A 12,049-nucleotide genomic window follows, 5' to 3' on the forward strand; every position below is an offset into this window, starting at 1 on the left:
GGGGGGGCGGCATGTATCGTGTCTGGAGTTTTCTGACCGACTATTCGCTGCTGCTGATCTTCGGCGCGGTGATCGCCCTGATCTGGGCCAACCTGGATGCCGACAGCTATCACCATTTCATCGCGTTCGTGATCTGGGACCATGCGCCCATCGGCCACCTGCACGACGGCCACCGCACCCTGACGCTGCATTACCTGGTGAACGACGTGCTGATGGCGCTGTTCTTTGCCATCGCCGCCAAGGAAGTCTGGGAGGCGGTGATCCTCGGCAACGGCAGCCTGCGCGGCAAGAAGGCGGCGACGCCGCTGATCGCCACGGCGGGCGGGATGCTGGGGCCGATCAGCGTCTACCTGGGCCTTGCGTTGCTGATGGGTTCGGACACCTACAGCGCAGTGGCGAACGGCTGGGCGATCCCCACCGCGACCGACATCGCGTTCAGCTATCTCGTCGGGCGGATCGTGTTCGGCGCGGGCCACCCGGCGGTGCGCTTTCTGCTGCTGCTGGCCATCGCCGACGATGCGGCGGGGCTCATCATCCTGGCCATCTTCTATCCCTCGGGCGATCTCGCGCCGTCTTGGCTGCTGGTTTCTCTGGGCGCCTCGGTGGCGGTGTTCGTGCTGTTCAACTGGCTGCCGCGCACCATGGACCGGGGCAAGCAGGACCGGCCGAATTCGACCTGGGTGCGCAAGGCACTGTCCTTCTGGCCCTATGCTCTGGCGGGCTGCGTGTCGTGGTATGCCTTCATGCGTTCGGGCCTGCACCCGGCGCTGGGCCTTCTGCCGATCATCCCGGCCATTCCCCATGCCGACCGCGCCTTCGGTATCTTTTCCGCAGCCGAGCAGTATCTCGGCGACGTGCTCAACATGATGGAACATGCGCTGAAGCATCCGGTCGAGGTGATCCTGTTCTTTTTCGGCCTGCTGAATGCCGGGGTCGAGTTCTCGTCTATGGGCGATGCGACCTGGCTGGTGCTGGCGGGCCTGCTGATCGGCAAGCCGGTGGGTATCTTCCTGTTCGGCTGGGTCGCCGCCGTGCCTATGCGGCTGGGCATCCCGCAGGCGATGCGCCTTGTCGATCTGGGGGTGATCGGCTGCGTCGCGGGGATCGGCTTTACCGTGTCGCTCTTCGTGGCCTCGGTGGCCTTCGATACCGGCCCTGTGCAGGACGCGGCCAAGATGGGCGCGCTGTTCAGCTTCACCGCTGCCATTGTCTCGATCATGGTGGGCAAGCTGACCCGGGTGCAGAAGCAGGCACTCTGAGCTTGCACGCTCACGGATTGTTGCGCGTGGGGTCCCTGACGGTCCCTCGCGTTGTTTTTGTTTCCCCGCAGGGTCATAATAAGGTCAGATTTGGCGCCTACGTCCAGGAGCGTCCCGAAGGCATGGGACAGGGGCAGCAGCGGGCATCGCGATGCTTGAATTCGACATGGTCAGCAAGTCCTTCTGGACCGGCACCCAGCGCAAGGTGATCCTTGACCGGGTGTCCTTCCGTGTCGACCTGGGCGAAAGCCTGGGCATCCTCGCGCCCAATGGCACCGGCAAGACGACGCTGATCAAGATGATGGCCGGGCTGGAAAAACCCGACGAGGGCGAGATCCGCCGCCATTGCCGCATCTCGTTCCCGCTGGGCTACATGGGTGGCGTGGTGTCGAAGATCTCGGCGCGCGAGAACGCGCGCTACATCGCCCGGCTCTACGGGCTCGATCCCGATTACGTCGAGTCGTTCTGCCGCTGGCTTTGCGGGCTGGGCGAGTATTTCGACCAGCCGGTGGGCACCTATTCCTCGGGGATGCGGGCGCGGTTCAGCTTTTCGCTGATGCTGGCGCTTGATTTCGACGTCTACCTGATTGACGAGGGGATGCCGAACTCGACCGACGTGGACTTCAACCGCCGGGCGGGCGAGGTCCTGGCAGAGCGTCTGCGCACCACGACCATCATCATCGTCTCTCACCAGGCGGCGATCCTGGAAAAATTCGCGCGCAAGGCCGCTGTCCTGATGGGCGGGCGGCTGCACATGTTCGATACCTTGGAAGAGGCGAAGCAGCTTTATGACTACGAAACCCAAGGCTAGGAAATTCCGCATCCGCCGCGCGTCCTCGACCGATGGCGAGGAGGGCACGCGCGCCTCTGCGCCGACACGGTCCGCCGCCGCCGCGCCTGCCGCCGCCAAGGGCGCGGCAAACCCTGCACGGGATGCGGCGACGCCCAGCCCCACGACGGCCGGGGCCGCCCCCGCCGCGCAGACCGCGGCCGAGACCGATCTCGACGCGATCCGCCGCGAGGGTCTGACCGGGCGACAGCTGCGCCTCGCGCGCCGTGTCGCCGCGCGCCAGGGGCTGGCGCCGACCTCGGATTTCGATGCCGTGCGCCTGCTGCGCGCGCGCGGGATCGACCCGTTCCAGCGTTCGACCATGCTGGAACTGGTCGTGCCGCCGGGCGCCCAGCCGCCACAGACCGCGCCAGAGCCGTCGCGCGCGCTGACCGCCGCCGCCGGGCCCGAGGCGCGGATGCAGTTGCCGCAGACCGTCCCGGTCGAAAAGCGTGCCGTCGCCGCGCCTACGCCCGACAGCCGCAGCCCGGCGGAACGCCGCGCCATCGAGATCCAGCAGATCCAGCAGGATCTCGCCCGCCGCCGCCGCCGCAAGATGGCGCTGCTGATGACGCGGCTGGCCTTCTTCGTCGGGTTGCCGACGCTGATCGCGGGGTTTTACTTCTACGTCGTTGCGACGCCGATGTATGCCACCAAGTCCGAATTCCTGATCCTCAAGGCGGAAAGCTCGGGCGGCGCGATGGGCTCGCTGTTTTCCGGCACGCAATTCGCCACCAACCAGGATGCCATCGCCGTGCAATCCTACCTGACATCCAAGGACGCCATGCTGCGGCTGGACCAGGACGAGGGGTTCAAGGCGCATTTCACCCAGTCCTGGATCGACCCGGTCCAGCGCCTGCCCGACGATCCGTCCAACGAAGAGGCCTATTCGCTTTACAAGCGCAATATCGAGATTGGCTATGACCCGACCGAGGGCGTCATCAAGATGGAGATCATGGCCGCCGATCCCGAAACCGCGGCCGGGTTCAGCCGCGCCTTGATCGGCTATGCCGAGGAACGGGTCGACAACCTGTCGATGCGCAAGCGGTCGAACGCGGTCAGCGATGCCGAACAGGGGTTGATCGAGGCAGAGCAGGGCCGCCGCACCGCACAGGAAAAGCTGGTGCGCCTGCAACAGGAAGGCGCGGTGATCGACCCCGAGGGGCGGATCGCCTCGCTTCGGGCGCAGATCAGCCAGTATGAAATCCAGTTGCAGGAAAAGCAGTTGCAACTGCAGGCGCTGCTCGACAACGCCCGCCCCAACAGCAGCCGGGTCGACGGCGCGCAGGGCGACGTGCGGCGGCTCGAGGCGCTGCTGGCGGCCCTGAATGCCGAGATGACCTCGGCCACCAGCACGGGCGGCAACTCCCTGGCCGAGAAGGCTGTGCAGATCAAGCTGGCCGAAGCCGACCTGGCGACGCGCGACCTGATGTTGCAGACGGCGCTGGAACGGCTGGAACAGGCGCGGCGCGATGCCGACAGCCAGGCGCGCTACCTGACGACCTCGGTTCAGCCGGTGGCCTCCGAAGACCCCAGCTATCCGCGCAAGTTCGAGAACACGATCCTGGCCTTCCTGATCTTCGGCGGGTTCTACCTGATGGTGTCGCTGACCGCGTCGATCCTGCGCGAGCAGGTGTCCAGCTGACGGGTGCCGCTCAGGCTGCGAGGCCCTTGGATCCCATGGCAAGGAACTTCTTGCGTCGCGCCGTGACCAGCGCCTTGCCGTCCATGGCGGAGAGGTCCTTCAGCATGACGCCTATCGCCTTGCCCACCGCGTCGATCGTCGCCTTGCGGTCGCGATGTGCACCGCCCATCGGCTCGGGGATGACCCGGTCGCAGACGCCCAGTTGCAGCAGGTCCTGCGCGGTCAGGCGCAGCGCCTCGGCGGCCTCGCGCATCTTTTCCGAGTCCTTCCACAGGATCGAAGCGCAGCCCTCGGGCGAGATGACCGAATAGACCGAGTGTTCCAGCATCGCCACGCGGTTCGCCGTGGCAAAGGCCACCGCGCCGCCCGAACCGCCCTCGCCGATCACCACGCTGACCAGCGGCACGCCGATCTGGAGGCATTTCTCCGTGCTGCGGGCGATCGCCTCGGACTGGCCGCGTTCCTCGGCGCCCTTGCCGGGATAGGCGCCGGGCGTGTCGACCAGCGTCACCACCGGCAGGCCGAACCGGTCGGCCATGTCCATCAGGCGCACCGCCTTGCGATAGCCCTCGGGGCGGGCCATGCCGAAATTGTGGGTGATGCGGGATTGCGTGTCGTGACCCTTTTCATGGCCGATGACCACCACGGGCTTGTCGTCGAACCGCGCCACTCCGCCCAGCACGGCGTGATCGTCGGCAAAGTTCCGGTCGCCGGCCAGCGGCATGTACTCGGTGAAAAGCGCATCGATGTAGTCGCGGCAATGCGGACGCTCGGGGTGGCGGGCGACCTGGCATTTCCGCCAGGGCGTCAGCTTCTTGTAGAGGTCGGCCAGCATGTCGCGCGCCTTGCGGTCCAGCGCGGCGGCTTCCTTCTCGATGTCCATTTCCTTGTTGGCCCGCGCCATGGCGCGCAGCTCTTCGGCCTTGCCTTCGATCTCGGCCAGCGGTTTCTCGAAGTCGAGGTAGTGGGTCATGGCATGCGCCTCTTTCGCAGGACGCCCGCTATATGGCGCTGTCAGGGGCGAGATGCAACAAAGCTGCGCATCCCGCCGCGATTTCGTGCCTGCGCGCGACCGGCCCGGTCACTGACCGGCGGCGAGTTCCAGCATCTTCGCGAATTGCGCCTCTGTCAGCACGGCCCGCCAATGGTCCGTGCAGTCCGACCGCATCATCACCAACTGCGTCTCCAGCTTGCCCACCGCGTCGGCCAGGCTCTGGCGCTCTGCTGCCGGGGCCCCGGCGACGATGGCGTCACGCAGCGCCGCGCGGGCCGCGACGGCCTCGTTCTGCAACGCCTCGCGCTGGGCTGGCATGGTTTCGAGCCAGGCTTTGAGGTCGGCGCGCTGCGTCTCGGTCAGCTCCAGCGTATCGGCGTTCTTGGCGATCACCGGGGTGAAGGCAACGATCGGATCGGACAGTTCGCCGGGCATGGCGGCAAAGGCCGTGCTTGCGGCAAGGGCAAAGGCGCTGGCGAGGAAGAAATGTTTCATGTCGGGTCACTCCTGTTCACGACGGGGCCGGTCGGCCCGCTGTGGAGTTGGTATTCTAATATTGGAATGTGACAATTGATCGAAATCAATATCCGGGATTCAGATTACCGTGCCAGAAGCACCGGCAGCATGGAGGCGACCAGCAGGGCGGCCATGCTCCAGTTGAAGACGCGCAGCCGGACCGGGTTGGTCAGGAACCGGCGAATCTGCTGGCCGAGCACCGTCCAGGTGCTGGTTGAGATGACACCCATCGCGACGTAGGAGCCCGCGACCCAAAGCACCGCGCCGAAACTGCGGTCGGGCGCATAAAGCGTAATCGCCGACAGGGCCATGGACCAGGCCTTGGGGTTGACCCACTGGAACGCGGCGACCTGCGGAAAAGTCAGAGGGCGCGCGCCGGCCCTTGCCTCTTTCGGCGCGCCGGCATGGGCAATCCGCCAGGCCAGCCACAGCAGGTAGGCGACCGAAGCGACAGTCAGGATGGTGCGCAGCGGCGGCCATGCCTCGAACGCCTGCATCACGCCCACCCCCACGGGCAGGATCATCAGGGGAAAGCCCAGGCCCACGCCCAGCATGTGCGGGATCGTGCGGCGAAAGCCGAAATTCGCGCCCGAGGCCATCAGCATCAGGTTGTTCGGCCCGGGGCTGATGACGGTGGCAAAGGCAAAGCCAAGCAGGGCGATGAACTGGTCGGCGGTCATGCGGGTGGTGTCCTGTCAGTCCGGTTGAATGCCCAGAACGGCAAGCCGTTCGGCGACTTGGGCATCGGGTGTCTCGTCGGTCAGGTGATCCTGCAGCCGGGCCGACCCGAGGGTCACGCAGCCGCCGATGGCGGGCGAGGCGAGGCACTGGATCAGCGCGCCGTCGGTCTCGATCCGCTTGCGCACGACACGGTTGAAGCGCGCGCAGCTATCGACCGCCGCCTCGGCCTCGGCCTGCGGGCGCAGGTCGATCAGCGCGTTGGCTGCGAGCGCCATCAGGCCGGATTGCAGGCCCGCCTGGGCGTCCAGCCCAAGCGTACTCAGCACCTCCGCCAGCGGGCGACCCTCCGTCCCGGCGGCGCCCTGTATCGAACGAAGAACAGAGGGATCGAGGTGGCGCGTCATGCGTTCCTTGGGCACGTTGTGCGTGCCGAAGCCGAACTCGGGCGACCATGCCGCAACGCGGGTCGTCAGAAGGCGGCTCATGCCCTCGCCGCCCTGAAGCAGCGGCGCGCCGCGATGGAACAGGTCGTTGCGGAAGGTGCGGGCATGCATAAGGTCGCGCGCCGTCTCGCCCCAGCCCTGGCCAACTGCCTCGCGCAGCCACGCCACCTCGTCATCCTCGAGGAAAAGCGCGTCGAGTCCCTCGACCAGAACGGCGGGACAGGCATAGGACATCTTCGCCCCGGATAGCGTCTGCCCCAGATCCTCGGGCCAGATCCCGGTGCCATTGGTGCTGCCAAGCTCGTGCGAAAGGAACTCGTCAGAGGCTTCGGACAGTTTCTTCCACAGCCGGCGAAGCGCCGGCGATTCCGTGCCGCGCAGGTCGAACCAGCGCTCGACGGCCTGGCGCGCCGGGGCAAAGCGCTGTTCGGCCGGGCCGCGGGGCGCGGCACGGAAGATGCGCCGCAGGGGCGCTGCTGCCGACCAGCCCGCAGCAGAGTTGTAGCCGAAATAGGCCAGTGCGCCCGGGGCCAGCCATTGGTTCAGGACCGAGACGATCTGCGCCTGCACCGCCGGGTCGACCCAGGTCCAGACCCCGTGCGCGGCCGCGAAATCGAACCGCTCTGCCGGCGGATCGACAGCCATCTCTGCAAAGTCGCGTTCTTCCACCCGCACGTTGGAAAGTTCGGCCTCATCGATCAATTGGCGCGCGCGAACGACGTGCTCGGGCATGAAATCCACGCCCAGGAACTCGGCCTGGGGATAGCAGGCGGCCAGCGCGATCAGCGTCGTGGCCGACCCGCAGCCCAGTTCAAGAAAGCGGAAGGGCCGGTTGGTCGCGGGCCCCTGCCGCTTGACCAGCAGCAGCGACCGGTTCCAGCGCGCCGGGGCGATCTCGGCCTGCGCGTTGTCGATGTAACTTGTGTCCGTCGGGTAGCCTTGCGACCAGTCGCTCATGACGCCGTTCCTCGTCCTGCCGCAGGAACCATGAAAGGCGGCGTCGCGAAACGCAAGAAAGCGCGACGGCCGGTCCGCCGCGCCGCCCTTGTCATTCCGCCGCGATCATCTCGGCCTGGCGGACGATGACCTCGGCCTGCTTGATGCTGGCGATGTCCACCAGCCGGCCCTTGTAGACGGTCGCGCCCTCGCCCTTGGCCTTGGCGGCCTCCATCGCGGCGAGGATCTCGCGCGCTTCGGTCACGGCGGCCTCGGACGGGGTGAAGACCTCGTTGGCGAGCGCCACCTGTTTCGGGTGAATCGCCCATTTGCCGACCATGCCCAGCGTGGCCGAGCGCAGCGCCTGCGCGCGGAACCCTTCGTCGTCGCTGAAATCGCCGAACGGGCCGTCGACCGGCAGCACGCCATGGGTGCGGCAGGCGGCGACGATGGCGGTCTGCGCCCAGTGCCACGGATCCGACCAGTATTTCGCGCCCTCGTGTAGCATGTAGTAATTCGCCTGCGTGCCGCCGATACCGGTGGTCTGCATGCCCATCGACGCGGCGAAATCGGCGGCGCCGAGGCTCATCGCCTGAAGGCGCGGCGAGGCGGCGGCAATTTCCTCGACATGGGCGATGCCTGCGGCGGATTCGATGATGACCTCGAAGGCGATGGGCTTTGTCCGGCCCTTGGCGCGCTCGACCGCTGTCACCAGCGCGTCGACGGCATAGATGTCTGCGGCGCATCCGACCTTGGGGATCATGATCTGGTCCAGCCGCTCGGAGGCGTTTTCCAGCAGGTCGACCACGTCACGATACCAGAAGGGCGTGTCCAACCCGTTGATCCGCACCGACAGAGTCTTGTTGCCCCAGTCGATGTCGCCGATGGCCTGGATGACGTTCCTGCGCGCGCTGTCCTTGTCCGAGGGTGCGACCGAATCCTCGAGATCGAGGTTGATCACGTCGGCGGCCGAGGCGGCCATCTTTTCGAAGATCGCGGGGCGCGAGCCGGGCCCGAACAGCTGGCAGCGGTTGGGACGGGCGGGCGGCTGGGGCTGGATGCGAAAGGACATGACGCGACTCCGGGTAAGGAAATTTCGTGTTTGGCGGTGTGAGGGTTATTAAATTGCGAAATGCTGCGCAAGCGAAATCCTGCGGCACTGCGGCGAAAGCCCCGACGCGCCAGTGCACGATTTTTCGACAAAGCCGTGAACCCACGGTGGATTCGTGCGTTTCCGTCCCGATCTCGTCGCGCTTTGCGATGCAATCCCGCCGCAGGCTTGGCAGGGTCGGGCAAAAGACAGGAGTGAAGAATGATCGAGACGCCGTATCTGCTTTTCCTCGGGGATGCGCCGGACGGGCTTGCTGCCAAGGTAGCCCAGGGCATCCGCGACTGGCGCCCGGAAAACTGCGTTGGCCAATACCGGATGGAGAGCTGCCGCGCCGACATGAACCTGCCCGACGTGACGCTGGAAGAGGCGAAGGTGGCGGGCGCGAAGACCCTGGTGATCGGTGTCGCAAACCGCGGCGGCGTCATAAGCCAGGCGTGGAAGAAGGTCCTGGTGCAGGCGCTCGAGGAGGGCTTTGACCTGGCGTCGGGCCTGCACAACCTGCTGCGAAACGAGCCCGACCTGGTCGCCGTGGCGCAGGCCACGGGGCGCAGCCTGCATGACGTGCGCGTGCCCGAGGTCAGCTACCCGATCGCCGATGGCGTCAAGCGCGCGGGCAAGCGCGTGCTGGCGGTGGGCACGGATTGCTCCGTGGGCAAGATGTACACGACGCTGGCGCTGGACGCGTCGCTGCGCGCGCGCGGCATGAAGAGCACGTTCCGCGCCACCGGGCAGACCGGCATCCTGATCACTGGCGACGGCGTGCCGTTGGACGCGGTGGTGGCCGATTTCATGGCCGGGTCCATCGAATGGCTGACGCCGCCCAATGAAGAGGACCACTGGGACGTGATCGAGGGGCAGGGGAGCCTGTTTCACCCAAGCTTCTCCGGGGTGACACTGGCGCTGATCCATGGCGGCCAGCCGGACGCGCTGATCCTGTGCCACGAGCCGACGCGGACGCACATGCGCGGTTTGCCGGGTTATGCGCTTCCGTCGCTCGAGGACGTGCGCGATCTTTCGTTGCGCCTTGCGCAGGTGGTGAACCCGGAGTGCCGGGTGGTGGGCGTGTCGATCAACACGCAGCACATGGGCGAGGCAGAGGCCGCGCGCTATTGCGCCGAGGTCGAGGCGCGGATGGGCTTGCCCACTGTCGACCCGTTCCGACACGGCGCGGGCCGGCTGGCCGAGGCGCTGGCCGGCTGACGGCGGGACGGCGCTGTCTTGCCTGTCGGCAAGAGGCGCCTCGCCTGCCGTCCCGTGCGGCTCCTGTCCCGGCCTTGCGGGGGATGGATGGTGCGGGAGCCTCCGGCGGGAGTTTTTCTTGCAAGATGAAGTTGGGAGCAGACATGAGCATCACCGTGACGCGGGAAACGTTCCGGCTGGCCGAGACATTCACCATCAGCCGCGGCTCTCGGACCGAGGCGCAGGTGCTGACCGTCCGGGTGACGCAAGGCGGCGTGACGGGGTGGGGTGAATGCGTGCCCTATGCACGCTATGGCGAAACGCTGGACAGCGTGGAGGCTCAGGTTGCCACCTTGGCCGGCGATCTGACGCGCCTTGCCTTGCAGCAGGCATTGCGGCCCGGTGCGGCGCGCAACGCGGTGGATTGCGCGCTGTGGGACCTGGAGGCGAAGCAGGCAGGGCGCAGGGTCTGGGACCTTGCCGGCCTGCCCGCGCCGGGGCCGGAGATCACCGCCTTTACCCTGTCCCTGGACACACCCGACCGAATGGAGGCGGCGGCGCAGCGTCATGCGCATCGCCCGCTGTTGAAGATCAAGCTGGGCACGCCTGATGACATGCCCCGGCTGGAGGCGGTGCGGCGGGGCGCGCCCGAGGCCCGGATCATCGTCGACGCCAACGAGGGGTGGAGCGCAGAGATCTACGCCGATCTCGCGCCGCACCTGGCGCGGCTGGGCGTGGCGCTGGTCGAGCAGCCCCTGCCCGCCGGGCAGGACGCGGCGCTGGACGGGATCGCGCGCCCGGTGCCGCTGTGTGCCGATGAAAGCTGTCATGACCGGGCTTCGCTGCCGGAATTGCGGGGGCGCTATGACATGGTCAACATCAAGCTGGACAAGACCGGCGGACTGACCGAGGCGCTGGCGCTGCGCGATGCGGCGCTTGCGGCGGGGTTCGGCGTGATGGTGGGCTGCATGGTCGGCTCGTCCCTGGCGATGGCGCCGGCGGTGCTGGTGGCGCAGGGTGCGGCCGTCACGGATCTTGACGGGCCGCTGCTTCTGGCCGAAGACCGGCCTCATGCGCTGCACTATGACGCCGCCGGGGTGCATCCGCCCGAGGCCGCGCTCTGGGGATGAGGAGAAAGCCAGAATGACCCGCACCGTCTATGTCAACGGAGAGTATCTGCCCGAGCACGAGGCCAAGGTTTCGATCTTTGACCGCGCCTTCCTGATGGCGGATGGCGTCTACGAGGTGACCTCCGTCCTCGATGGCAAGCTGATCGATTTCGGCGGTCACATGGCCCGGCTGGACCGGTCGCTGTCGGAACTCGACATCCGCAAACCGGGCTGTTTCGACGACCTGCTGGAAATCCACCGTGAGCTGGTGCGCGTGAACGGGATCGACGAGGGTCTGGTCTATCTCCAGATCACCCGCGGATCGCCGGGTGACCGGGATTTCGTCTTTCCCGATCCCGAGACGACCGAACCCACGGTGGTGCTGTTCACCCAGAACAAGCCCGGACTGGCCCAGAGCCCGGCGGTGAAGACGGGGCTGAAGATCGTTTCCATTCCCGACGTGCGCTGGGGCCGGCGCGACATCAAGACGGTGCAGCTGCTGTATCCGTCGATGGGCAAGATGATGGCAAAGGCGGCAGGGGCAGACGATGCCTGGATGGTGATGGACGGGTTTGTGACCGAGGGCACCTCGAACAACGCCTATTTCATCAAGGGCAACAAGATCGTCACCCGCGCGCTGTCGCACGACATCCTGCACGGGATCACCCGCGCCGCCGTGCTGCGCTTTGCCGCCGAGGCGCAGATGGAGGTCGAGGAGCGGGACTTTACCGTGGCCGAGGCGCAGGATGCGGACGAGGCCTTCATCACCTCGGCCTCGGCCTTTGTGATGCCGGTGGTCGAGATCGACGGCGTGGCGCTGGGCGGTGGCGTGCCGGGGCCGCGGGCGGCCCGCCTGCGCGAGATCTATCTCGACGAGAGCCGCAAGGCGGCGGTCTGAGCCCTGGCGGGGAACGGGGCGCTGCCCGACTGATGTTTGCAGGTCGGGTTGTTCTGGCACATGTCGACCTGTTGGTCCGATGGGCTGCCATCGGTGATGTGAGCCCGACGCGCCTGTGCTGAAGGATTGATCGGCAAGCGGGTCGGGGCACGCACATCGGTCTGTGCCGGGCGATTTCGGTTCTTGGGCGGTGAGCGTGTGGCGACGCCCCATTCATGACGGTCGCGGCTTTCGTGGCCGCTTGGGCTGTAGCGGAAAAGATGCGCAGAAACCGGACCTATGCCGCAGACGCCTTTACATGCCAGCCCCCATCGGCCATCGACGGATGGGGGCGGATTGCCGACCCTCGCTGCGGGTGTGGAGCATTTCGCGTTTCAGCCGAATAGCCGCCGGTAGCGTATCTGAAAGACGAGGGTTCTGGACAAAAACAGTCAATTTCCCTTACGCCA

The 12,049-nt window shown here is 66.7% G+C and carries 11 protein-coding genes; 6 read left to right on the forward strand and 5 right to left on the reverse strand.

Annotation, left to right across the window (positions count from 1 at the left end; all coding sequences use genetic code 11):
- The first annotated feature begins 11 nt into the window (after positions 1–11).
- The 3 genes from KB874_RS17680 (at position 12) to KB874_RS17690 (ending at position 3,733) form a co-directional block, all read left to right on the forward strand.
- Positions 12–1,259, forward strand: a complete 1,248-nt coding sequence (locus KB874_RS17680; protein ID WP_212537885.1) for a Na+/H+ antiporter NhaA — start codon at positions 12–14, stop codon at positions 1,257–1,259.
- Positions 1,260–1,410: 151 nt separating this feature from the next.
- A complete protein-coding gene (locus KB874_RS17685; protein WP_212537886.1) occupies positions 1,411–2,070 on the forward strand; it encodes an ABC transporter ATP-binding protein in 660 nt (219 codons plus the stop codon).
- Complete coding sequence (locus tag KB874_RS17690; RefSeq protein ID WP_212537887.1) at positions 2,048–3,733, forward strand: KpsE/RkpR family capsule polysaccharide export protein; 1,686 nt, start codon at positions 2,048–2,050, stop codon at positions 3,731–3,733. The genes KB874_RS17685 and KB874_RS17690 overlap by 23 nt, the downstream gene beginning before the upstream one ends.
- 10 nt (positions 3,734–3,743) lie before the next feature.
- Here KB874_RS17690 and KB874_RS17695 read toward each other — a convergent pair whose 3' ends face one another.
- The 5 genes from KB874_RS17695 to KB874_RS17715 form a co-directional block, all read right to left on the reverse strand.
- On the reverse strand, positions 3,744–4,706 hold the full coding sequence (locus KB874_RS17695; RefSeq protein ID WP_212537888.1) for an acetyl-CoA carboxylase carboxyltransferase subunit alpha: 963 nt from the start codon (positions 4,704–4,706) through the stop codon (positions 3,744–3,746).
- 108 nt (positions 4,707–4,814) lie between these two features.
- Positions 4,815–5,222, reverse strand: coding sequence for a Spy/CpxP family protein refolding chaperone (locus KB874_RS17700; protein WP_212537889.1), 408 nt, complete (start codon positions 5,220–5,222; stop codon positions 4,815–4,817).
- Positions 5,223–5,326: 104 nt separating this feature from the next.
- Complete coding sequence (locus KB874_RS17705; RefSeq protein WP_212537890.1) at positions 5,327–5,923, reverse strand: LysE family translocator; 597 nt, start codon at positions 5,921–5,923, stop codon at positions 5,327–5,329.
- Between the two features lie 15 nt (positions 5,924–5,938).
- Entirely contained in the window at positions 5,939–7,324 is a 1,386-nt protein-coding gene (locus tag KB874_RS17710) for a class I SAM-dependent methyltransferase (RefSeq protein WP_212537891.1), read from the reverse strand.
- A 91-nt stretch (positions 7,325–7,415) separates the two neighbouring features.
- Positions 7,416–8,375 carry an L-malyl-CoA/beta-methylmalyl-CoA lyase gene (locus tag KB874_RS17715; RefSeq protein WP_212537892.1) on the reverse strand — a complete coding sequence of 320 codons (960 nt, stop codon included), beginning with the start codon at positions 8,373–8,375 and terminating at the stop codon, positions 7,416–7,418.
- Between the two features lie 240 nt (positions 8,376–8,615).
- On the opposite strand from KB874_RS17715, the gene dgcN reads away from it, so the two are divergent.
- From dgcN to KB874_RS17730, 3 genes are all read left to right on the forward strand, one after another.
- Positions 8,616–9,614, forward strand: a complete 999-nt coding sequence (gene dgcN, locus KB874_RS17720) for an N-acetyltransferase DgcN (RefSeq protein WP_212537893.1) — start codon at positions 8,616–8,618, stop codon at positions 9,612–9,614.
- 143 nt (positions 9,615–9,757) lie between these two features.
- Positions 9,758–10,723, forward strand: coding sequence for an N-acetyl-D-Glu racemase DgcA (gene dgcA / locus KB874_RS17725; RefSeq protein ID WP_212537894.1), 966 nt, complete (start codon positions 9,758–9,760; stop codon positions 10,721–10,723).
- A 13-nt stretch (positions 10,724–10,736) separates the two neighbouring features.
- Positions 10,737–11,600: a D-amino-acid transaminase gene (locus KB874_RS17730; RefSeq protein ID WP_212537895.1), complete on the forward strand. Its 864-nt coding sequence runs from the start codon at positions 10,737–10,739 to the stop codon at positions 11,598–11,600.
- The last annotated feature ends 449 nt before the right edge of the window (positions 11,601–12,049 follow it).

Source organism: Thetidibacter halocola (assembly GCF_018224955.1).
Taxonomy (GTDB): domain Bacteria; phylum Pseudomonadota; class Alphaproteobacteria; order Rhodobacterales; family Rhodobacteraceae; genus Thetidibacter; species Thetidibacter halocola.